The organism is Sphaerospermopsis aphanizomenoides BCCUSP55 (assembly GCF_001586785.1).
Lineage (GTDB): Bacteria > Cyanobacteriota > Cyanobacteriia > Cyanobacteriales > Nostocaceae > Sphaerospermopsis_A > Sphaerospermopsis_A aphanizomenoides_A.
This window is the reverse complement of sequence record NZ_LUFH02000035.1, coordinates 22,703-44,761: the sequence shown is the minus strand read 5'-3', so window position 1 is coordinate 44,761 and position 22,059 is coordinate 22,703. Positions and strand designations below refer to the sequence as shown.

At 39.8% G+C, this 22,059-nt stretch carries 19 protein-coding genes; 11 read left to right on the top strand and 8 right to left on the bottom strand.

All coding sequences use genetic code 11. The features are described 5' to 3' along the window. Positions 1–19: 19 nt before the first annotated feature. From A0J48_RS11030 to A0J48_RS11015, 4 genes are all read right to left on the bottom strand, one after another. Positions 20–1,678 (bottom strand): ribulose bisphosphate carboxylase small subunit, encoded by a 1,659-nt coding sequence (locus tag A0J48_RS11030; RefSeq protein WP_200323015.1) that lies wholly within the window; start codon positions 1,676–1,678, stop codon positions 20–22. 193 nt (positions 1,679–1,871) lie between these two features. Next, positions 1,872–2,177 carry a EutN/CcmL family microcompartment protein gene (locus A0J48_RS11025; protein WP_200323014.1) on the bottom strand — a complete coding sequence of 102 codons (306 nt, stop codon included), beginning with the start codon at positions 2,175–2,177 and terminating at the stop codon, positions 1,872–1,874. Positions 2,178–2,181: 4 nt separating this feature from the next. Then, positions 2,182–2,526, bottom strand: coding sequence for a carbon dioxide-concentrating mechanism protein CcmK (locus tag A0J48_RS11020; RefSeq protein ID WP_013190980.1), 345 nt, complete (start codon positions 2,524–2,526; stop codon positions 2,182–2,184). Between the two features lie 86 nt (positions 2,527–2,612). Continuing rightward, positions 2,613–2,921 carry a carbon dioxide-concentrating mechanism protein CcmK gene (locus A0J48_RS11015; protein WP_006276527.1) on the bottom strand — a complete coding sequence of 103 codons (309 nt, stop codon included), beginning with the start codon at positions 2,919–2,921 and terminating at the stop codon, positions 2,613–2,615. A gap of 659 nt (positions 2,922–3,580) precedes the next feature. On the opposite strand from A0J48_RS11015, the gene A0J48_RS11010 reads away from it, so the two are divergent. The 3 genes from A0J48_RS11010 (at position 3,581) to A0J48_RS11000 (ending at position 8,414) form a co-directional block, all read left to right on the top strand. Then, complete coding sequence (locus A0J48_RS11010) at positions 3,581–5,437, top strand: NAD(P)H-quinone oxidoreductase subunit F (RefSeq protein WP_200323013.1); 1,857 nt, start codon at positions 3,581–3,583, stop codon at positions 5,435–5,437. Positions 5,438–5,585: 148 nt separating this feature from the next. Next, a complete protein-coding gene (locus A0J48_RS11005) occupies positions 5,586–7,085 on the top strand; it encodes an NADH-quinone oxidoreductase subunit M (RefSeq protein WP_200323010.1) in 1,500 nt (499 codons plus the stop codon). Positions 7,086–7,283: 198 nt separating this feature from the next. Then, a complete protein-coding gene (locus A0J48_RS11000; RefSeq protein WP_200323008.1) occupies positions 7,284–8,414 on the top strand; it encodes a CO2 hydration protein in 1,131 nt (376 codons plus the stop codon). A gap of 76 nt (positions 8,415–8,490) precedes the next feature. On the opposite strand, the gene A0J48_RS10995 is transcribed toward A0J48_RS11000, so the two are convergent. Beyond that, entirely contained in the window at positions 8,491–9,192 is a 702-nt protein-coding gene (locus A0J48_RS10995) for a Uma2 family endonuclease (protein ID WP_200323006.1), read from the bottom strand. 205 nt (positions 9,193–9,397) lie between these two features. Here A0J48_RS10995 and A0J48_RS10990 point away from each other — a divergent pair, with 205 nt between their 5' ends. The 5 genes from A0J48_RS10990 (at position 9,398) to A0J48_RS27420 (ending at position 13,109) form a co-directional block, all read left to right on the top strand. Further along, positions 9,398–9,700: a hypothetical protein gene (locus A0J48_RS10990; protein WP_200323004.1), complete on the top strand. Its 303-nt coding sequence runs from the start codon at positions 9,398–9,400 to the stop codon at positions 9,698–9,700. Beyond that, entirely contained in the window at positions 9,697–10,149 is a 453-nt protein-coding gene (locus A0J48_RS10985) for a PIN domain-containing protein (RefSeq protein ID WP_200323002.1), read from the top strand. The genes A0J48_RS10990 and A0J48_RS10985 overlap by 4 nt, the downstream gene beginning before the upstream one ends. A gap of 230 nt (positions 10,150–10,379) precedes the next feature. Further along, a complete protein-coding gene (locus tag A0J48_RS10980; RefSeq protein ID WP_325078624.1) occupies positions 10,380–11,417 on the top strand; it encodes a serine/threonine protein kinase in 1,038 nt (345 codons plus the stop codon). A gap of 62 nt (positions 11,418–11,479) precedes the next feature. After that, positions 11,480–11,941: a serine/threonine protein kinase gene (locus tag A0J48_RS26900; RefSeq protein WP_267910298.1), complete on the top strand. Its 462-nt coding sequence runs from the start codon at positions 11,480–11,482 to the stop codon at positions 11,939–11,941. After that, positions 11,880–13,109, top strand: coding sequence for an IMS domain-containing protein (locus A0J48_RS27420; RefSeq protein ID WP_325078620.1), 1,230 nt, complete (start codon positions 11,880–11,882; stop codon positions 13,107–13,109). The genes A0J48_RS26900 and A0J48_RS27420 overlap by 62 nt, the downstream gene beginning before the upstream one ends. Before the next feature lie 144 nt (positions 13,110–13,253). Here A0J48_RS27420 and A0J48_RS10965 read toward each other — a convergent pair whose 3' ends face one another. The 3 genes from A0J48_RS10965 to A0J48_RS10955 form a co-directional block, all read right to left on the bottom strand. Next, positions 13,254–14,168 carry a methylenetetrahydrofolate reductase gene (locus A0J48_RS10965; protein ID WP_200323000.1) on the bottom strand — a complete coding sequence of 305 codons (915 nt, stop codon included), beginning with the start codon at positions 14,166–14,168 and terminating at the stop codon, positions 13,254–13,256. Between the two features lie 63 nt (positions 14,169–14,231). Next, on the bottom strand, positions 14,232–15,239 hold the full coding sequence (trpS, locus tag A0J48_RS10960; protein WP_200322998.1) for a tryptophan--tRNA ligase: 1,008 nt from the start codon (positions 15,237–15,239) through the stop codon (positions 14,232–14,234). A 278-nt stretch (positions 15,240–15,517) separates the two neighbouring features. Then, positions 15,518–17,356: a CHASE2 domain-containing protein gene (locus A0J48_RS10955; protein ID WP_200322996.1), complete on the bottom strand. Its 1,839-nt coding sequence runs from the start codon at positions 17,354–17,356 to the stop codon at positions 15,518–15,520. A gap of 453 nt (positions 17,357–17,809) precedes the next feature. On the opposite strand from A0J48_RS10955, the gene A0J48_RS10950 reads away from it, so the two are divergent. The 3 genes from A0J48_RS10950 (at position 17,810) to egtD (ending at position 21,981) form a co-directional block, all read left to right on the top strand. Further along, positions 17,810–18,997: an FtsW/RodA/SpoVE family cell cycle protein gene (locus tag A0J48_RS10950; RefSeq protein WP_200322994.1), complete on the top strand. Its 1,188-nt coding sequence runs from the start codon at positions 17,810–17,812 to the stop codon at positions 18,995–18,997. Between the two features lie 617 nt (positions 18,998–19,614). Beyond that, on the top strand, positions 19,615–20,964 hold the full coding sequence (ovoA, locus tag A0J48_RS10945; RefSeq protein ID WP_200322992.1) for a 5-histidylcysteine sulfoxide synthase: 1,350 nt from the start codon (positions 19,615–19,617) through the stop codon (positions 20,962–20,964). 39 nt (positions 20,965–21,003) lie between these two features. Continuing rightward, positions 21,004–21,981 carry an L-histidine N(alpha)-methyltransferase gene (gene egtD, locus A0J48_RS10940; RefSeq protein WP_200322990.1) on the top strand — a complete coding sequence of 326 codons (978 nt, stop codon included), beginning with the start codon at positions 21,004–21,006 and terminating at the stop codon, positions 21,979–21,981. Positions 21,982–22,059: the final 78 nt, after the last annotated feature.

Sequence of the window (22,059 nt, the reverse complement as noted above, 5' to 3'; positions counted from 1 at the left end):
CTGTCACCTGTCACCTAAATTATGGACGTTGGATAATTGCTTCTAACACGCGGCGCTTGGCTGCGGGGTCGATGCCAATTAAGCGTACATATTCGCCAGCATATTCAGAGAGGAAAGCTTCTAAGGCAGCGATCGCATCTCTTTCATTTGTGGCTTGAATTTGACCGCAGCTGGCCCAAGTTCCTGTGCGGAAACGTCTTTGGTCTACGTGTTCAACGCTAATTTTCAAACCACCTTGTAATAATTGGCGCAGTTGGTCTACTACTTCTGCACTCAACCGGGTGCTAGTTGCTGTTGCTGTTGCTGTTCCACCACCGTAGGTAGCTACTGTTGTTTTCGCGCTACCAGAAGCTACTACTTGACCGTTAGGACGTTGAATGATGGCTTCTAATACGCGACGTTTAGCTTTGGTGTCAATGCCAATTAAACGGACGTATTCACCTTGATGAGAAACCATACATTGTTCCAAAGCTGCAACTACATCATTAGCTGAGGTTGCTTCAATGGGATTACAGCTTTGCCAAGTACCTGTGCGGAAACGGCGCTCATCAACGTGTTCTGTACCAATTTTGTAACCATTAGCCAAGAGTTGGCGAATCTGGTTCACAGTTTCTCCACTGAGGCTACCACTAGCAACTGCACCGTTACCATTACCATTGCCGTTACCGTTGTAGCTGCTGTAAGATGCAGCCGCAGGAGCTTTAAAACTAGATGTACTTGTAGCTACTACACCATCTGGACGTTGGATAATAGTTTCTAATACCCGTTTTTTACCATTGTCAATACCGAACAAACGCACGTACTCGCCACTGTGGTCTGCTAAACAAGATTCCAATGCGGCGATCGCCTGTCCTAATGATCTAGTGTCAATTGGCTGGCAGCTTTGCCAAGAACCTGTGCGAAAACGTCTTTGATCAACGTGTTCTGTACCAATTTTATATCCTTGTTCTAGTAGATAACGCACCTGTTCTACTGTTTCTGCACCCAAACCATTGCTTGCCACTTCACTACTCCTTTCCAATTCTTCAACAGTAATATTTGTATAAGTTTTAGCTAGTTCATCCCGAATGGGAGCAATACACTTGCTATCCTCTGCACAGCGATAACCGGCTCTTAAAGCCTGGTTAATACCCACAACGTGGTGAGCAAATTGCTGATCCTGCGCTTGTACATCTGGCAATCTATCAGCTTGTTGCTGTGTAGTAATGATTGAACCAGAAGCTACATATTTCCCTGGGGGAATTTCTACATCTTGGATTAAAGCGTGCATCATCACGATGCAACCTGCCCCTACCCTGGCATTAAATACTGTGGAGCGAAAGCCAATAAAGCAGCTGTCACCAACATAAGCTGGCCCATGAATTAGCGCCATGTGGGTAATAGAAGCATTTTTGCCAATCCATACCGAGTATTCTTTGCCATCATCGCCAACTACTCGGCCTTGCTCCAACCCATGAATGACTACACCATCTTGAATATTAGTATTCTCACCGATATGAAAGGGTGTGCCTTCATCTGCTCTAATCGAAGTTCCTGGAGCAATAATCACATTCGCCCCCAGGTGTACATCTCCAATTAGGTTTGTAGAAGAATGTACAAATGCGGTTTGATGGATATCGGGTTCAGCTAAACTCCTTGACCACGGGGTTGGGGGTGCCGCCGTGCTGCGGACTGCCATTGTGAGATTCCTCCTGAAATAAGCTTTTTGTCAGTTCTCAGTGGTCGGTTCTCAGTGGTAAGTTCTCAGTGATCAGTTCTCAGTGATTCAGTTCTCAGTTGTCAGTGGTTATTTTCCCCCTGCTCCCTGCTCCCCGCTCCCCTGCTGCTTCCCACTGTCACCTGTTCCCTGTCACCTGTCACCTATATCCTGACTATCTATATTGGTCTTTTTTGCTGTAAATGAGGCGATCTTCTACGTGAATAGTATCTATTATCGCCACCACTGCTGCATCTAGTGGACGTTGTTCGTTGCCTTGCAACTGTCTGGCCGCACTCCCACGGCTGACAAGTACCCACTCATCTAATCCTGCCCCTACACTGTTGTCGGCAGCTACTTCGTATTCTGGCAGGAGATTACCGTTTTCATCTACTAATTGCAACATGAGTAGTTTCACACCTCTGAGACTAGGATCTTTTTGGGTGCTAACTACAGTGCCACGTACTTTGGCAATTTGCATTTAACTACGGTCTTCTACCGAAAGGACGAATGGCGTTAACTCCTTCCCGGAATTGCTCTACATCTTCTGTATAACGAATTGGTAGGACATATTCCAAGTTTTCATGAGGACGAGCAATAATATGGGTAGACAGCACTTGTCCACCATTTACACGCTTAACGTTGTCTACTCCAGCAGCTACTGAAGCTTGAACTTCGGAAACGTCTCCCCGCACGATTACTGTTACCCGACCGCTACCAATTTTTTCGTAGCCGACTAAGGTAACGCGAGCTGCTTTCACCATCGCATCAGCAGCTTCTACTACTGCTGGAAAACCCAGCGTTTCAACCATTCCTACTGCAATCGACATTATTTTAATCCTTAATTCAAGTTTATTCCTGGGAAAAATTTACACTCAAGTACGCAACCCCGTTAATCACTTTGTGTCAACAGTTTTTAGGTTCGGAACTGTTCTACTGCTTCGGTATAACGAATTGGTAAGACGTATTCTAGGTTTTCGTGAGGACGGGCAATAATGTGAGTAGACAACACTTCACCACCATTTACTCTTCTAGCTGCTTCAATCCCAGCCGCTACTGAAGCTTGCACTTCAGATACATCACCCCGGACAATCACCGTCACGCGGGCGCTACCGATTTTCTCATATCCTACTAAGGTAACACGGGCTGCTTTCACCATCGCATCAGCAGCTTCTACTACTGCTGGAAAGCCTTTAGTCTCAATCATTCCAACTGCAATTGGCATCGCAGAACTCCTAAAAATTTAATGCAATCTGTACTATGGGCGGAAAATTTTGACGGGGATGCTGATCTTGAGAGAAGAAAACACTTCTAAATTTAAGGATATGAAACCTTGGCATCCCTGGCAACATAAATTACTATAATAGTTTGTAATAAAAAAGTTTTAAAAAACTTAACAAAACTTAATACGCCACCAGAATCTATTAAAGTTTACGGATTCCTAGAGCGGCCACTTATGCTTTATAATTTCTTTATCACATTTCCAAAACAACATTCATAATCAAGTCTAATCCTATCTGGTGAGGGTTGATCAGAGGCTGTATATTCTACTGTCTCAGTCTTTCCTCTAGTTTTGCTATTTGGACATAGATTTAAATAAACGATATATTAATTTTTCAAATATATCATATAAACTTCTCTACTGAGAGTAGAAATACAAATTTGTAATGGGAGGATTTCTGAACAAAAGTAAATGCTTTTAAATATGTAAGCTTATATTTAACTGGCATTTAATAGGGGTTGTTGAGGTAAAAATGCTGAGGCAAATTTAGGAGAAGAAAAGTTAAAAAAACCTGATTTTTACTGCTATTAACTTTTAAGAAGCAAATGATTGTTTTAAAGTTGTTTAAGAAACTAAAGGCTGAATCGTCAAGGAAAATTTAAATGAATGAGTTTCTATTTTTCACAAGTTGGTTTGTGCCTTTTTATAGCTTATTGGGTGCGATTTTAACCTTGCCTTGGAGCATAGGAATAATTCAACGTACAGGTCCACGACCTGCGGCATACCTCAATTTGTTAACGACCTTGGTAGCTTTTATCCATAGCCTGTTTGTATTTCAAGATATTTGGCATAGAGATCCAGAAACTTTAGTAATTACTTGGTTTCAAGCCGGGGATTTTAACTTAACATTTGCCTTAGAACTATCGCCAGTTAGTATTGGGGCAATAGTTCTAATTACAGGGTTAAGTCTGTTAGCCCAAATTTATGCTCTGGGTTACATGGAAAAAGATTGGTCATTAGCAAGGTTTTTTGGGTTACTGGGATTTTTTGAAGCAGCTTTGACTGGTCTAGCGATTAGTGATTCTTTGTTCCTTAGTTATGCCCTGTTGGAAGTCCTCACCCTTTCTACTTACTTGCTGGTGGGTTTTTGGTATGCTCAACCATTGGTAGTAACGGCGGCGCGAGATGCGTTTTTAACTAAGCGGGTGGGAGATTTGCTATTGCTGATGGGTGTGGTTACTCTTTCAACTCAGGCTGGTAGTTTGAACTTTTCCGATTTGTATGAGTGGGCGCAAACAGCTAACTTAAATTCATTGACCTCAACATTACTAGGTATAGCTTTGATTGCCGGACCTGCTGGTAAATGCGCCCAGTTTCCCCTACACCTGTGGTTAGATGAGGCAATGGAAGGACCCAACCCAGCATCAGTAATGCGAAACTCCCTAGTGGTGGCTGGTGGTGCTTATGTATTATATAAAATTCAACCATTGCTGGCACTCTCACCAGTGGCGCTGAATGCCTTAGTTGTGATGGGGACAGTAACGGCGGTGGGAGCAACATTAGTATCGCTGGCGCAAATTGATATTAAACGCGCCCTATCCCATTCTACCAGTGCCTATATGGGATTGGTGTTTTTGGCAGTGGGTTTGCAACAGGGAGGTGTGGCCTTGATGTTGCTCTTAACTCATGCGATCGCCAAAGCATTATTATTCATGAGTTCTGGGTCTATCATATACACTACTCAAAGTCAAGACTTGACAGAAATGGGTGGTTTGTGGTCACGGATGCCAGCAACAACTACAGCTTTTGTCGTCGGTTCAGCAGGAATGGTAACGCTGCTACCACTAGGAAGCTTCTGGGCAATGTTGGCTTGGGCTGATGGTTTGGTAAAAGTTAGTCCTTGGGTGATTATAGTTTTAGTGTTAGTCAATGGCTTGACAGCCTTGAATTTAACCAGAGTCTTCCGATTAATATTCTGGGGTAAACCGCAACAAAAAACTCGCCGCGCCCCAGAAGTGGGTTGGCAAATGGCTTTGCCAATGGTGACTTTAACCATATTGACCTTGCTCTTACCACTGATGTTACAGCAATGGTACTTACTCCCAGGTTGGGAAAGTATTGATTGGTACGTAGTTTCAGCTTTGCTTGCTTCCACTGTTTTAGGAGTGGGTATTGGCTCAACAATCTATCTACACAAAGGTTGGTCAAGATCCACAATTCTCGGATGGAGATTTGTGCAAGATTTATTAGGGTATGATTTTTACATTGACCGAGTTTATCGTTTCACCATAGTGAGTGCAGTAGCATTGTTATCCCAGATTTCCTCTTGGTGCGATCGCTATTTAGTAGATGGTATGGTGAACTTGGTTGGCTTTGCTGCCATTTTCGGGGGACAAAGTTTAAAGTACAGCATTTCCGGTCAATCTCAAGGTTATATGTTAACCATCCTCGTTGTGATCAGCGTTCTTGGTTTCTTCATTAGCTGGTCATTGGGTTTACTCGATAAATTGCCGTTTTAGGAGGCAGAAGGCAGAAGGCAGGAGGCAGGAGGCACAAGGCAGGAGGCACAAGGCAGGAGGTATATATTTCTCCCTATCACCCCATCACCCTATCACCCCACCACCCCATCTTCCCATCTCCCCTACACCCTACACCCTACAAATTATCATGCTGAGTACATTGATTTTGCTACCTTTATTGGGTGCAGCGTTAATCGGTTTTTATCCTGCTGTGATCAGCGGAAAACTAGCCCGTAGAGTAGCGTTGACTTTTGCGGTCATAATTTTTTTATGGACAGTTTTCCTCACAATTCAGTTTGATCCAGGACAAGCCGGACAACAGTTTGCTGAGTCTCTGCCCTGGATAGATGCTTTAGGCTTAAACTATAATCTAGGTATAGATGGTTTATCCTTGCCATTGCTGCTTTTAAATGGACTCTTGACAGGTATTGCTATCTATAGTAGTGATGAATCTCTTCAACGTCCTAGATTTTATTATTCCTTAGTCCTGCTGTTAAGCGCAGGAGTAACAGGTGCATTTTTAGCACAGGATTTATTGTTATTCTTCCTGTTTTATGAGCTAGAATTGATACCTTTGTATTTGCTAATTGCAATCTGGGGTGGTGCAAGACGGGGTTATGCAGCTACAAAGTTTCTGATTTACACTGCTGTTTCGGGAATCTTAATTTTAGCGAGTTTCCTAGGAATGGTGTGGTTGAGTGATTCTCCTAGTTTTGGACTAGCAACCTTGAATGCTCACACTCTACCTTTAGGGACACAAGTATTATTACTAGTAGGAATTTTGGTAGGTTTTGGGATTAAAATTCCTCTAGTTCCGTTCCATACTTGGTTACCAGATGCCCACGTTGAAGCTTCTACACCCATTTCTGTACTGTTAGCTGGGGTATTGTTGAAATTAGGAACTTACGGTTTACTCAGATTTGGGATGAACTTGTTACCTGATGCTTGGGAATATGCAGCACCAACCTTAGCAACATGGGCAGTGATTAGTGTACTCTTTGGTGCTTCCTGTGCGATCGCTCAAACTGACATGAAAAAAATGGTAGCCTATAGTTCTATTGGACACATGGGCTATATCTTGTTAGCAGCAGCAGCAGGTACACATTTAAGCGTTTTGGGTGCTGTCATGCAAATGATTAGTCACGGCTTAATTTCTGCCATGCTGTTTTTGGTGGTAGGAGTGGTGTATAAAAAAGCTGGTAGTCGTGACTTAGATGTGATTCGGGGACTGCTGAACCCAGAACGGGGAATGCCTGTCATTGGGACTTTGATGGTTTTGGGAGTCATGGCCAGTGCAGGTATACCGGGAATGGTAGGTTTTATTTCCGAATTCATTATTTTCCGGAGTAGTTTTGAGGTTTTCCCAGTCCAAACCCTGATCTCAATGCTGGGTACGGGTTTAACAGCAGTTTACTTCTTAATTCTGCTCAACCGAGCTTTTTTTGGCCGATTGTCTGCACAAGTTACTAATTTACCACGGGTTTATTGGAGCGATCGCATTCCCGCATTTATCTTAGCTGTGTTAATTGTCGTTTTCGGCATCCAACCTGCTTGGTTAGCGCATTGGAGTCAAGCTACTATTACAGCAATGGTCAATACACCAAGTTTAGTAGCAAATGTATCTGTAGATCAAGCGGAAAAAAATTAGAAGATGTTAGGTTTGTAGTAGGTATTAGGAATACTACGACCTCGTCTTTTAAATTTATCGAAATCAGACCTACTTATAGCAGGTGACTCTTGACAGGTGACTCCAGTTGAAAGGCTTTTAGTGTCTATGTTTTATCATCTGTTGATGTCCTAACCACCTTGACTGTTGCTATATTTTTAATCTTCTGGAGAAATAGTAATGCTTAATATGAAAAATAAACCTGCAAATCATCCCTTAATTGAATATATTCAACGCTTACAAACTGGTCAAGCATTACTTAAAGACAGTCCTGAAAATGTTTTAGAAGTTGTCGGGATTCTGAAAAGTTATGGTATAGTTTTAGATGCCTATTCAAAAAATCTAATTTACATTGCCGAACATCAATTTTTAATAAATTTTCCATTTTTTAAATATTTTGATGGAGAGGTTTCTTTTAATAAATTACTGCGTCACTGGTGGCATGACCGGATTAATTTTGAATATGCAGAATATTGCATGAAAACAATGATGTGGCATGGTGGCGGTGGTTTAGATGCCTATTTAGATAGTCAGGAATTTGCTGATAGATGCAAAGTTGTGATTAATGCTAAATTGAAAAATAATCCGGTAATGTTGGGTATAAATCAACTGTTTCCCGATTTTTTAATCGAACAGTTGCGCGTCTCTGCCTATTACAGTGGGTTAGGTCAATTTTGGCGAGTCATGGCTGATATCTTCCTCAGTTTATCAGACCTCTACGACCAGGGTAAAATTAAATCAATTCCTGAAGTTGTAGACCATATTAAAGCAGGTTTAGTCGCAGATGCTTTAAGACCAATTACCTATAGTGTAAAAATTAGAGATAAAGTCTATGAAATCATTCCCAAATCAGTTGGTTTAACCTTCCTTGCGGATACCGCAGTTCCTTATGTAGAAGCAGTATTTTTCCGAGGAACTCCGTTTTTAGGTACAGTTTCTCTGAACGCCCAAGCATACCAAGTTCCCCCAGATCAATCACGATTTCAATATGGTGCATTATACGCTGATCCTTTACCTATTGGCGGTGCGGGTATTCCTCCCACATTATTAATGCAAGATATGCGCCATTATTTACCAGATTATTTACATGAAATTTATAAACGCAGTCTGAGGGGTGAAGATGATTTGCGGGTGCAAATTTGTATGAGTTTCCAAAAGTCGATGTTTTGTGTAACTAGTGCTGCAATTTTGGGGCTATTACCTTATCCTGTGGATACGGAAGATCAGTCTGAACAAACTGCTAACCTTGTTTATTTAGAAAAATGGATGGATAGGTTAAAAACTTCGCAGATATTGGAAGTTAATAAATAGGATAGTCAGTAAATTGCATTTGCAACAGAAAGGGCGGGCAAGATGCCCACCCCACAAGATTTGTAGAGGATGTTTTTTATATTTCTGGTTCTATTCCTAAAGCGCGTAGTTGGGCAGTTAAACGATTTGCCTTTTCTTCACCAGTTAACAATAAATTACCATCTAAATCCCACCACCGCAACCAGGGTAAATCCATATTTTGATATTCTCCTTGCCAAATACCTAATTCTATTTCCATAGGTGTAATTGGATAATGTCCGCGTTCGTTGGCTGATAATAAATAATATTGTCCTTCTATTAAGTGATAGACTTCAATACTGGCTTTATTAACTTCATAAATACCATAAAAAGCTGGTCTAATTACCTGTTCATAAATCCAAAATTTACCCTGCCAAGGTGTTTTATCTCGTTCTTCTATACCATCTCCAGAAACAAATTCTAAAACAATTAATGGGGCAATATATTCTTGCCAAAGGACATAGAAACGACGGATTTTTCCATTTAATAAAGGTGGGACATTGGGGACATAAAACCAGTCTGGAGATTCTGCACCGCGTTCTGGTGGGTCAGTAATACGCCAATAAATACCGCAATCTTGACCTATGGTATATTGTCCATCTGAATGGCGTTTTTCTAATACTGGTGTGATGGACTGGGTTAGTAAAATGCTTTGGGGATGTTCCTGGAAATTGTTTACAAATGTACCGTTAGATTCTGGGAGTTGGGTATGGTCTGGGAGACTGGTTTCTGTGTAGGGGCGGTTGGTTGCAGAGGTCATGGTGTCCTCGCGTGTTGTGAGGTTTGTTTTAGTGTAGCAAGGTAGGGGAAGTTGGGGTAGGGATGACTGACAGCATTTTGAATATAGCGATCGCAATTCTCAGTAATTCCATTTTTAGGGATATCACCTGTTTATAAATTCTGTCTACCATAAACTGAAGCATTAAGTTAAAATTTAATTACAACCTATATTTGTGATTTTAACTATGGTAAATTCCTGCAATCAATCCTCAATATCCTTAGAATCTCTCATCAGTGAAATTGAAGCAACACCCCAGGAATACTGGACAGAATTACTAGACACATTACGCCAGTTTCGTAAGCAAATTAGTTTACAAAACTCACCCATTATCAATCCAGAACAAGCCCAAAAAAATCAGGCAGCAATTGAGCTTTTAGACTCTTGGCTGAATGAAAATGAAGATGCTACTGAACATCAACAAGCCTGGGAATTTCTCAAAAATAACCTTGATGAAGATCGTTTATCTGATCGTCCTTTATTTCCATGAATCGTTTAATTTTATTAGACTCTGGTCCTCTAGGAATGGTGACAAATCCTAAAGCAAAAGGTCTTCCTCTAGCCTGTCAACAATGGTTAAAAAGACTTTTAGCACGAGGTGAACGGTTTGCAATCCCGGAAATTGCAGATTATGAAGTACGTAGAGAATTACTGCGTGCAAATTTATTAAAAAGTGTCCATCGTCTCGATAACTTAAAACAAACCCTTGAATATATTCCTATTCAAACAGAGACAATGGTATTAGCAGCAAAGCTTTGGGCAGAAGCAAGACAAACGGGACAACCTACAGCTGATGCTAAAGCTTTGGACGGAGATATTATTCTCTCTGCTCAAGCTCTTATTCTTGCTGATGAAACGACAGAAGTAATAGTTGCTACCACTAATGTTGGTCATTTGAGCCGATTTATTACGGCTTGTGATTGGCAGCTGATCAATTAACAAAATTATAGGGCGATCGCTTATCATTCTCCAACTAAAATTTCATCACCCGATAATTGCAATAAATCTAGTATTCCACCTCTAGATAAAAAGATGAGAGGTGAAGTATTAATCACAGGTCTTTCAGCTAAGTTCTAATTCTCTTTGTAGGTCTTTTAAGGTGTGGGGTAAGAAAATTAGGGGAGCGTCACTTTCTCTATCCAACCAAATTCAGCCTAAAAGAGCTTTTTATGCGAAAATCTAATTTAAGTATTTTGGGAATTGCAAAAATGGCTTGGGTAGCAGGTGATCAGTTGCAAGGTGGAAAATACACCATTGAAAAAGAGTTGAGAAGTGGACGATTTGGTATTACTTATTTAGTTAGAAACAAAAATAATGACCGCCAAGTTATTAAAACCTTAGATGGTAATTTACTAACATCTCTGAATCAATCAGAACGAGAACGTCTAGAAACTATGTTTTGGCAAGAAGCGGTAAAACTTACTCGCTGTCAGCACGAGCATATTGTAAAATTTGCTGAACCTTTTAAAGAAGCAGAGTTTTCGTGTTTGGTGATGGAGTATGTGGACGGTGTAAATTTAGATGAACGTGGCCAATTAAAACTTCCTGAACAACAAGCTTTAGTTTACATTCGGCAAATTGGGGAAGCTTTGACAGTTGTACATCAAAACAAATTGGTTCATGGAGATGTGCGACCAGAAAATATTATTTTACGTGGGGGAAGACCGGAAGCGGTACTGATTGATTTTGATTTAGCACTAGATTTTGACCATGAATTAACAACGCGACGAGCTAAGGAAAATGCCGATGGATTTGCACCTCCTGAGCTTTACGCTAAAAGCACTAAACCAACTGCTGCAAGTGATATTTATTCTTTAGCTGCAACCCTTTATGTACTTCTAACAGGAAGAATACCTGTGGATGCTCTCAAACGTAAAGTGGATAATATTCATTTACCAGAACCAAAAGAATTTAATCCACTAATTAGCGATCGCACCAATCAAGCAATTTTAACAGGTATGAGACTAGATCCCCAACAGCGTCCGCAATCGGTAAAACAATGGATTGACTCTTTAGGTGTAACTGAAAAAGAACCCGAACATAAACCTATTTGGAATTGGGATAAAAAAATTCAATTCTGGGGAGTGATTATAGCTGGAATTGCTGCTTTTGCAGCCTTACTCCAAGGTATGGGTGCTTGGATTCCTATTTTTACTAATCCACCATCTACACCATCTCCCAATCCTGCCCCTACCAAGACACCGTAGAATCAAGTAAACTTTTCTTATGCGGTGGTATGAAAATAAATATTTTTTAATCAGAGGTATTCATGACCTGGCCAATAGGGCAAAAATTGAAAGGTGGTGACTATATCATTGAGCAGGTTCTGGGAAAAGGGGGATTTGGGATTACTTACAGGGCATTGCAGGTTAACCTCAATCGGCAAGTTGTCATTAAAACTCCTGATGAATATCTTCACTATGACCCAGAGTATGACAAGTATATAAAGAGATTTATTACAGAAGGGCGGACACTAGCACGTCTAACTCAAGACCCCCATCCTCACATTGTGGGGGTAATTGAACTATTTGAGGAAGGTAACACCCATTGCTTAGTGATGGAATTTGTACCAGGGGAAAATTTATTTCAGGTAGTCAAGCGTAGGGGAGCATTACCAGAAGAGGAAATTGTGCCTTATATTTCGCCAAATAGGGGAAGCTCTGATCATAGTGCATCAAGCGGGCTTGGTACACCGAGATGCTCACCCTGGAAATATCATGCTGCGGAGTAATGGCAGAGCGGTTTTGATTGACTTTGGTATTGCCAAACAAATAATTCCGGCAACTCAGAGTTCAACAGATAAAGCGGCTCATGAGAGCTTTGCACCTTATGAACAGAGATACAAAGGTAGTAGAGATCCAAGAGTTGATATTTACTGTCTGGCTGCTGCCTTATATTATGGGGTGACTGGTGAAAACCCCACAAATTCCTTAGCTCGCAAGCTAGATAATGATCCTCTGATTCCACCACAACAGCTTATTTCCAGTATCAGCGATGGATTAAATCAGGCAATTCTCAACGGTATGGCTTTGGAGGCAAAAGACCGCCCCCAATCAATGCAAGGATGGTTAGAAATGTTAGACTATGAGGTTCAAGTTTCGAGTTATGAGCCACAAGTTTCAGGTTTTCAAGATAAGAATTTATCCATCATTCTTGAAATAATAGAAATTGTAGAAAATCTGTTTATGAGAAGTGTTAGAATAAAGGCACTAGATGTAGTTGAATTTTTAGCGGGTATTGGCAATTATTCATTTTTAGACATTCTTCAAATTGAAGTACCTTTGAATAAAACTCAAATTAAAGTATTAAGAGCATTTTCTGGATTTGCTTCTTTTGTATGGATAACTTTTTTTGTATGGATAGCTGTATATGTATTTCCTAAATCAAATCCGTCAGTTTCAAGTAAAAACTCTATAGTTCCTCAATCAAATCCGTCAGTTTCAAGTAAAAACTCTACAGTCCCTCAATCAAATCAGTCTGTTTTGATTACCCAGAAGCAAGCGGTCTCTCTAATTTACAAATACCTAAAAGCAAAGGCAAGAATGTTTGCACCTCCTTATGATCGTCAGCTTGCTGCTGAATTGACTACAGGACGGATATATGAAGAATTAGCTGGGCAAGATGGTTCTATCAATTGGCTGCAAATACATCAGGCATACTACGAATTTGGTAAACAGAGTATTGACAGTGTATACAAATTCTCGCAAAATGGTAATAGCGCATTGATTCAATTAAGACTTACTGAAGAGAGTTTTTTCTACAACAGTAATGGAGTTATTGACCAAGATAAATCTGTATTAACAACGACTAACATTACTTACATTTTGGAATTTGTAGACGGGCGTTGGAAAATCGCTTCTCGGGAAGTCAATAAAAACCTACCTATAGATAAAAAATGAGAACTAAAGTAACTAATATTACGCTTCTGGTTCAACTCCCAAAGCACGTAATTGTGTAGCCAAACGATTCGCTCTTTCTTAACCTTTTAGCAATATATGGGGTAGCGATCGCACCTAATTCAATAAATACGATCGCTATTTATTCTAACTAACCTTCTCCACCCCCGCTAAATCCAAAATCGGCGCGATCGCATCTTCTTTTTTCACCGCCATAATATGTACACCCTGACACAAACCCCGCGCCATCTGCACCTGTTCCGCTGCAATTTTCATCCCTTCTTCTAACGGATGTTTGGCTTTTGCCAACCTATCAATAATATGGTCAGGAATATTTACACCTGGAACCATGCGATTAATAAATTGAGCATTTTTGGCTGACTTCAACAGAAAAATTCCTGCCAAAATTGGTTTATTGTAACGAGATGCAATTTGATCCATGAACTTTTCTAATTTTTCAAAATCTGTAATTAATTGACTTTGAAAAAATTGCGCTCCCGCTTCGATTTTCTTTTCAAATCGACTTTGTAAACCTGACCAACTCTTAGACTGTGGATCTACTGCTGCACCAGCAAATAAATCTAATGCACCATCATTCAGGGTTTTATGATTAAAATCAACACCCTGATTCATGTTTCTAATTAACTGCAATAATCGCACAGATTCTAAATCAAAAACGGCTTTTGCATCAGGATGATCACCTGCTTTTACAGGGTCGCCAGTTAAAGCTAAAATGTTGCGGATACCCAAAGCATGAGCGCCCATCAAATCTGCTTGAATTCCAATTCTATTGCGATCGCGGCAAGCCATTTGACAAACCGGCTCAATTCCATGTTGCAATAAAATCACCGAAGCTGCTAAAGACGACATCCCCAATACAGCGCGGCTACCATCAGTAATATTGACAGCATGAACTCTCCCCTTAAGAGTCGCCGCCATTTCAAGCGTATGGGTGATATCTCCTCCTTTCGGGGGTGCGACTTCAGCAGTAACAAGAAAATCTCCTGCTGCTACCGCTTTTCGGAAGTTATTTAAAACACTGGTGCTATGGGTATCCTGCATGGTTCAAATTTATCTGGAGGTTTTCTTAAAGCGTAAAACAATTTACACTTTAAAGCCTAAACCCTAGAGGGGTACGCTATAGCCTAAAGCAGCTTTGACATCTGCTAAAGTTTGATTAGCTATAGCTTCCGCTTTTTCCCGACCATCCCGCAACACAGACTCTAAATAGCCTTTTTCCGCCATTACCTCCTTATATTTATCTTGAATTGGTTTTAGAGCATTAATTGCTGTTTCAGTTAACAATGGTTTAAACTGACCCCAACCCATATCTGCACATTCAGCCGCTACCGCTTCCTTGGTCTTCCCAGACAGCAGCATATACAGGGTTAACAGGTTATGACATTCTGGACGGTCTGCATTATCAAAGGTTAAACCCCGCACTGGGTCAGTTTTACAGCGTTTAATCTTATTCGCAATTTGGTCTGGTGGGTCTAAAACATTGATTCTACTTAACTCCGATGGGTCAGACTTTGACATTTTCTTTGTTCCATCGGTCAAACTCATTACCCTTGCGCCTTCCTTTCTAATCAAAGGATCAGGTAATTTTAATACAGGTTTATCCTTAGCAAATTGATGGTTAAACCTGTTGACAATATCCCGCGCTAGTTCTAAATGTTGCTTTTGGTCTTCACCGACAGGGACTTTATCAGCTTGATAAAGCAAAATATCCGCAGCCATCAAAACGGGATAAGTCAACAACCCCGCACTGACGTTTTCACCTTGTTTGAGTGCCTTTTCCTTAAATTGAATCATGTCTTGCAACCAATTTAAGGGAGTGATGCAATTTAGCAACCAACAAAGTTCACTGTGTGCGGAAACATGAGATTGCACAAAGATGTTAGAGTATTTTAAATCAATGCCACAGGCTAAATAAAGAGCAGCGATGGTGTAAGTATCAGCCGCTAAGGTGGCGGGATTATGCGGTACAGTGATTGCGTGTAAATCTACCACACAAAAGAAATTTTCATACTGGTCTTGAATTTCTACCCAGTTGCGAATAGCACCTAAATAGTTACCCAAATGTAAGTTACCAGTTGGTTGAACTCCCGACAGAACGCGCTGCTTACCCATAATTATTAGTTAGTTATCTCCAATCACCGCCTTTGTAAATGGGGCGGTAACAAGACTTATTTTAGTGGTGATTGGGAATTGGGAACAGGGATGATATAGCAGGAGGCAGAAGTCAGGAATGAAGGGGGTGTAGGGTGTAGGGTGTAGGGCAAAATAAAGTCAAAAGTCAAAAGTCAAAAGTCAAAATTAAATAACTCTTTTCTCCCTGCCCCCTGCCTCCCCTGCCTCTTACCTATTCCCTATTCCCTCTTAACTGTCACCTGTCACCTGTCACCCTGTCACCTGCTATAACTCCCAGCAATAGAATAAATCATAGTTAGTTGTTGCCTTCCCCGTAACTGCATCTCTTCTACTTTTTGTGTAGGAAAATGGGATTTAATGTGGTGAAATGTGGTTTCGCTGATTAATATGCTGTGAGGATTTCCTTCTTTGACGTTTTTGTTGAGTTGTTCTAAACGGGCTGCAATATTAACTGCATCTCCTAAAACAGAATAATTCAATCTTGCAGAACCGCCAATACTGCCTGCAACTACTAAACCTGTATGAATGCCAATACCAATACTAATGGCAGGTTGACCAAGGCGTTCTAATTCCTGGTTTAATGAAATTAATCTTTTCTGCATAGACATAGCAGCAGCGACGGCATTAATGGCATCTTGTTGAATTTCCTCGGCTTGAGTGTGTGGAAAGGGAATGCCAAAAACAGCCATTACTGCATCACCAATATATTTATCAATAACTCCGTGATGTTCTTGAACACACTCAGCCATAGCTGCCAAATAGGTATTTAACCAATTTAGTAACTCTTTTGGTTTCATGCCTTCGGAAATGCTGGTAAAGCTGCGAATATCACTAAATAAAACAGTGGCGACCATTTCTTTGGCTTCTAACTGACCATTTTGGAAAATCTCAGTACGATTTTGCCAAATTAATGCGGCTGTTTCGGGGGCAACATGACGAGCAAATAAACTCATCAATTGTTGTTTTTCTTTTTGTTCTTGCCACTGTACACCTAACCCAGCAAGGAGTATTGTCCCAATGGGAGCAGCTACAGGCAACCATAAATTAGAGGTTGTTAGGACTAAGACTGAGAGACTAAACCAAGTTAGAGGTAACAATGCCAATAGCAGAATGCGTGGGTAAAGTTTCAAGATAGCTAGTAATAAACTAGAACCACTGGCAACGCTGAACAATAGCAACAGTTCTAGTTGCCAAGGTAATCTTTGCAGAAATCGCTGGTTCAGTAAATTATCAACGGCGGCTGCGTGTAGATAAATACCGGCTGTCGGTGGTGTTTGCTCAAAGGGAGTTTTCAGGATATCCTTTGTGCCGGTGGCGGTTAAACCAACGAGAATAATTTTGTTTTTGAGTTTGGCTGTATCTATTTTTCTCTGCACAACATCCGCAAAGGAATAGGTGGGTATTTCCTGTGTTGGTGCTATCCAGTTAATCCAGGCTGATTGTGTTGTTACTCCTACTTGCAGAGATGGGATGACAACAGGGGATTTACGGAAGTTTTTGGTATCTGCGGTAAAGGTTTGCTGGAGACTGTTGTTGTATGCTTCTAGTAATTTAATGCTCAAAGATGGAAATTGATCGAAATAGAGAAAGAATTGGCGGGTGACTCCATCTATATCTGCATTGTTGACGATATGGCCTGTGGCAGTAACGCTATCTAAAATGGGGACGGGATGCAGGGTTTTTGGTTGTGTTTGTAGCTGTGAACTGGGGGCAACTGCGAGGACGACTTGACCATTAATTGCCATTGCTTCAGATAATGCTGAATCGTATTTGCTGGGTTCGGTAAATAGAATATCAAAACCGATTACTGCGGGGGGAGAAGCTTCTAGTGTTTCTAAGAGTTGAGTATAGCGATCGCGTGAAATGGGAAATTCTCCATACTGACTCAATGTAGCATCATCAATGCCAATCACAGCAAGACGACTATCCCAATGACGATGAGATAGATGGTTACGAGTATTGAATAATAAATTAGATCCCAGTAATTCTAAGGATTGCCAAACTCCTGCTTGCCATAATCCTATTGATAATAACGCCGTTAATAGATGAGGATTAAGCAAATGGGTTTCTATTGAGTTGAGTAGATACTTCCGCATTTAATGTATTAGTTCCTGAATCCCGAATTCTGCTGTAATACCATTTCGTTGTGAAGTTGCGCTCAATTTCTGAATATCCAGGACTTACGCACAGAAGTTATCTGTGACGACTGGGTGTAAGGGTGTAAGGGTGTAAGGGTGTAGGGGTTTTCCTCTGCTCGACCTTAATTTTTCCATCACTTTACTCCTTTATCAAAACCCTTTATTTTTCGTTTTTCTGCGTAAGTCCTATATCTTCTTTCCTTCTTTCTTTGTGTACTTTGCGTCCTTTGCGGTTAGTTAATTCTTGAATGTGGCGCATCTTTATACAGAATTGGTATAAGTATTTAATCAGACAATTTAATGAAGCGATGCTGACGGCGGGCGGGTACGCCATCATAATTTTTATGATCTTAAACTAAATGAAGCTGAAAAACCTAAAATAACTGAATGTTTCTACATCTGTAATACATCGTGAACTTACGTCAATTAATCCCTATTTTTGATAATTCCGTTTCTAGCTGGGCTTTAGAAGCACGTTTGCTGCGCTGGTTAACTTATGTTTGGTTGTTTATCGGCTTAATCATTCTGTTCTCAGCTTCTTATGCAGTAGCTGATGAACGTCAGGGTGATGGACTCTACTATTTTAAGCGGCAAATTATGTGGGTTTTCGTTTCCCTGATTATCTTTAATATCATTGTGAATCTACCTTTGCGAAAAATTTTGGGGGTATCTCACTGGTTTTTGATGTTTTTTCTGATGTTAATTTTTCTTACCCTCGTACCAGGATTAGGTCGAAAAGCCTTTGATGCTGCTAGGTGGATAGCTTTAGGCCCTATTCCTATTCAACCATCGGAATTAATTAAACCCTTTTTAGTATTGCAAAGTGCGCGATTATTTGGTCAATGGGAAAAACTCTCTTGGGGTGTGCGTCTGTCTTGGTTGGGTGTTTTCTGTCTTGTCCTGTTAGGAATTTTAGCCCAACCTAATCTTAGTACCACTGCACTCTGCGGAATGACTATTTGGTTTATTGCCCTCGCCGCCGGATTACCATATAAATACTTAGGAGGAACAGCCATAGGGGGAATGTTATTAGCTCTACTCAGTATCAGTATTAAAGAATATCAACGCCGACGGGTAATGTCTTTTCTCAATCCTTGGGCTGATGCGACAGGAGATGGCTATCAGTTAGTACAAAGTTTACTTGCCGTAGGTTCAGGTAAAACTTGGGGGGCTGGATTTGGTCTTTCTCAACAAAAGTTATTTTATCTGCCTATTCAAGATACTGATTTTATCTTTGCAGTCTTCGCTGAAGAATTTGGTTTTATTGGCGGGATGTTGCTGTTATTACTTTTAGCTACCTTCGCTACATTAGGATTAATTATCGCCCTGAAAGCAAAAAATCCCACTGCCCAATTAGTGGCTATTGGTGTAACTGTGGTCATGGTTGGACAATCATTATTGCATATTGGTGTGGCTACAGGGGCGCTACCAACGACAGGTTTACCTTTACCCATGTTTAGTTATGGTGGTAATTCTATGATTGCTAGTTTAGTGGCTTCTGCGTTATTGATTCGGGTAGCCAGAGAAAGTAGTGAAGCTGAAGTCGTACCTTTACGAAGAACCCAACCGGGGAACGGACGCAGAGGACAAATGTTCTAGAGGTTGGTGAAACACAATCAAATAGAATTAGATCTCCGAATTCTTTGAGACATCAGGGATCTATTTTTTTTCTTTGTAGACATCAAATTTATTAAGTCCAAATTAGAGAGAATACTATATGACCAGAGAAAAATAAAGTATTTGTTATACAAATAAATATATAGATAAATCTGATTTGATTCTTGAACTAATTACGTATATAGGAATCCGGTTTGGTTTTTGAATTGGTTTGTGTAGGCAGGGAATAGGGAATAGGGAATAGGGAATAGGGTTTTAGAGGAGTTGGATGTACGGAGTTTTGTATGGCTTACACCACGCTACGCTATCAATAATCAAATAGGATTCCTATATATCCAGCATAATTCTTTCCCTATTTCTTGCTTAGATAGTTGATCAATCTAATGGGAATACCATGTTACTTGTATTTGGTCAATCTGTCAAAATAGTTAATTTTTAGTTAAATTTGAAAATCCTGCACCAAAGTAGGGTATTTAAAAATATGGAGAATAAAAATTTTCAAAGACTCAAAGCAGCTTATGAAAGTAGCGCAGCGCCAACAGTGTAGCTGGGCTTAAACCATAGGCAATTTTATCTTGGTAGGACTTTATATCATAATCATGCAAACAATTACCAAAACTAAGAAAATCGCATCTATTCAAGTTCCTAAACTTGATTGTTGTAGTTCCCAAACCCTACTCAATTATTTTGACAATTCCTGGGAACTAGAAACAACACTGCTGAAAAGCTTAGTTAGCGAAGATGTATTTTACTACAGTCCTGACCCGTTAAGAAACAGATTAATTTTTTATCTTGGTCACTCGGCTGTTTTTTACATCAATAAATTAATTCGTGTTGGTTTATTAGAACATCGCATTAATCCCCAATACGAAATTCTCTTTGAAGTCGGAGTTGATCCAGAAACACCAGCAGAACTAGAGTCAGCGACAAAAGATATCATCTGGCCAGATGTAGAAAAAGTTTGGCAATATCGAGACAAAGCCAGAACAGAAATTACCACAGTTATCGAGAATACGACCTTAAATTTGCCTATTAATCAACAAGATCCTCTCTGGGCTTTATTGATGGGTATAGAACACAGTCGCATTCATTTTGAAACTTCATCTATGCTACTGCGTCAATTGCCAGTTGATAGATTAAAGTGTCCCCAAGGATGGAATTATGCTCCTACCAATGGAAAAAATCCTCCTAATGAAATGCGGTCAATTCCAGGAGGTATGGTTAAATTAGGAAAACACCAAGATGATTTAACTTTCGGTTGGGATAGCGAATATGGTTGTCTTGAAGTAGAAGTTAAACCATTTTTAGCAAGTCAGAATTTGATCACCAATGGTGAATTTTTAGAATTTGTGCAAGCTGGTGGCTATGAAAATTCCGATTATTGGAGTAGTGAATCTTGGAAATGGAAACAACTCCACAATATTCAACATCCAAAATTCTGGATACCCCTACAAAATAATTACCGTTATCGAGCCACATTTGATGAGATAGATTTACCTTTAGATTGGCCAGTAGAAGTCAACTATTATGAAGCAATGGCTTACTGTCAATGGCAAGGTGAAGGAACTCGTTTAATGACGGAAGCAGAATGGAATCAAGCTTTACAATTTTCTGAACAAAGCAGTTTAGAAAATAACTACAATCTCAATTTACAATTTATTTCTCCTTCTCCCGTGGGAATGTTTTCAGAAAATCATCAATCTGGACTTGCTGATTTACGAGGTAATGTTTGGGAATGGTTAGGAGAAGCATTTTACTCCTTACCAGGATTTAAAACACATTATCTTTATGAAGATCAATCTGCGCCTTTTTTTGATCATAAACATCAGATGATGCTGGGTGGTTCTTGGGCTACAAATGGTACAATGGCATTACCTTGTTATCGTAATTGGTTTCGTCCCTATTTCTATCAGCACGTTGGGTTTAGAATAGCTAAAGATTTGCAGTAAATACTTTTTTAATTCAGGATTATTACGAGGATTTAGAAAATGGTTGCTCTACCTTTAACAGTTTTAGATCATCATTATCAAGAGTTAAGTATTGATGGAAAAGATGTGATTCAGGGATTGGGTAAAAATCCCAAAACTTTATCTCCTAAATATTTTTATGATGATCATGGTTCTCTACTATTTGAAAAAATTTGTGAGTTACCAGAATATTATCCGACTCGGACAGAAGCTGGGATTTTACAACAATATGCTGATGAAATTGCCGAAATTACAAATTGTTGCGAGTTGATAGAATTAGGTAGTGGTAGTTCTACTAAAACTCAATTTTTATTAGATGCTTATCAAAAAAAAGCTGATGCTTGTAGATATCTTCCTATTGATGTGAGTGGAGGTATTCTCAAAACTAGTGTTTTGCAGTTACAAGAAAAATATCCTGATTTTTCAATTCATGGATTATTGGGAACTTATGAACAAGCTTTAGTGCATCTGGAATCGAATTATTTACAGTCGCGGATGTTGTTTTTTTTGGGAAGTTCTCTAGGGAATTTTAACCCAGAAGAATGTGATAGTTTCTTAAATCAAGTTTCTCGGACTTTACAACCAGGAGATTACTTTTTACTGGGTGTAGATTTACAAAAACCCAAGAATATTTTAGAAGCGGCTTATAACGATAGTCAAGATGTAACTGCTGCTTTTAATTTGAATATGCTTTCTCATCTCAATTGGCGTTTTCAAGGTGATTTTGATATCAATTTATTTAGACACCAAGCGATTTACAATGAAGTTGACAAGCAAATCGAGATGTATTTACATTGTCAAAAAAGCCATTGGGTATCTTTGAAAGCTTTGGATTTAAAGGTGTTTTTTGAAGCCGGAGAAAGTATTTTAACAGAAATTTCTCGTAAATTTGATTTGGCAACTATGTCAAAACAAATGGAAAGCAAAGGATTAAAAACTGTAAACACTTGGACAGATGAAAAAGGGTGGTTTGGATTGATTCTTTGTCAAGTTGAATAATTTTTATATCAGCATTCGGAATTCAAAAGTTAACACACTTGTAAAATTCTGAATGTTGATAATTTTTCCATGATATAA

What these genes read in the sequence shown, in the direction of transcription:
- A0J48_RS11030 (WP_200323015.1), bottom strand. Translation starts at nt 1,678, where the DNA reads ATGGCAGTCCGCAGCACGGCGGCACCCCCAACCCCGTGGTCAAGGAGT.
- A0J48_RS11025 (WP_200323014.1), bottom strand. Translation starts at nt 2,177, where the DNA reads ATGCAAATTGCCAAAGTACGTGGCACTGTAGTTAGCACCCAAAAAGAT.
- A0J48_RS11020 (WP_013190980.1), bottom strand. Translation starts at nt 2,526, where the DNA reads ATGTCGATTGCAGTAGGAATGGTTGAAACGCTGGGTTTTCCAGCAGTA.
- A0J48_RS11015 (WP_006276527.1), bottom strand. Translation starts at nt 2,921, where the DNA reads ATGCCAATTGCAGTTGGAATGATTGAGACTAAAGGCTTTCCAGCAGTA.
- A0J48_RS11010 (WP_200323013.1), top strand. Translation starts at nt 3,581, where the DNA reads ATGAATGAGTTTCTATTTTTCACAAGTTGGTTTGTGCCTTTTTATAGC.
- A0J48_RS11005 (WP_200323010.1), top strand. Translation starts at nt 5,586, where the DNA reads ATGCTGAGTACATTGATTTTGCTACCTTTATTGGGTGCAGCGTTAATC.
- A0J48_RS11000 (WP_200323008.1), top strand. Translation starts at nt 7,284, where the DNA reads ATGCTTAATATGAAAAATAAACCTGCAAATCATCCCTTAATTGAATAT.
- A0J48_RS10995 (WP_200323006.1), bottom strand. Translation starts at nt 9,192, where the DNA reads ATGACCTCTGCAACCAACCGCCCCTACACAGAAACCAGTCTCCCAGAC.
- A0J48_RS10990 (WP_200323004.1), top strand. Translation starts at nt 9,398, where the DNA reads ATGGTAAATTCCTGCAATCAATCCTCAATATCCTTAGAATCTCTCATC.
- A0J48_RS10985 (WP_200323002.1), top strand. Translation starts at nt 9,697, where the DNA reads ATGAATCGTTTAATTTTATTAGACTCTGGTCCTCTAGGAATGGTGACA.
- A0J48_RS10980 (WP_325078624.1), top strand. Translation starts at nt 10,380, where the DNA reads ATGCGAAAATCTAATTTAAGTATTTTGGGAATTGCAAAAATGGCTTGG.
- A0J48_RS26900 (WP_267910298.1), top strand. Translation starts at nt 11,480, where the DNA reads ATGACCTGGCCAATAGGGCAAAAATTGAAAGGTGGTGACTATATCATT.
- A0J48_RS10965 (WP_200323000.1), bottom strand. Translation starts at nt 14,168, where the DNA reads ATGCAGGATACCCATAGCACCAGTGTTTTAAATAACTTCCGAAAAGCG.
- trpS (WP_200322998.1), bottom strand. Translation starts at nt 15,239, where the DNA reads ATGGGTAAGCAGCGCGTTCTGTCGGGAGTTCAACCAACTGGTAACTTA.
- A0J48_RS10955 (WP_200322996.1), bottom strand. Translation starts at nt 17,356, where the DNA reads ATGCGGAAGTATCTACTCAACTCAATAGAAACCCATTTGCTTAATCCT.
- ovoA (WP_200322992.1), top strand. Translation starts at nt 19,615, where the DNA reads ATGCAAACAATTACCAAAACTAAGAAAATCGCATCTATTCAAGTTCCT.
- egtD (WP_200322990.1), top strand. Translation starts at nt 21,004, where the DNA reads ATGGTTGCTCTACCTTTAACAGTTTTAGATCATCATTATCAAGAGTTA.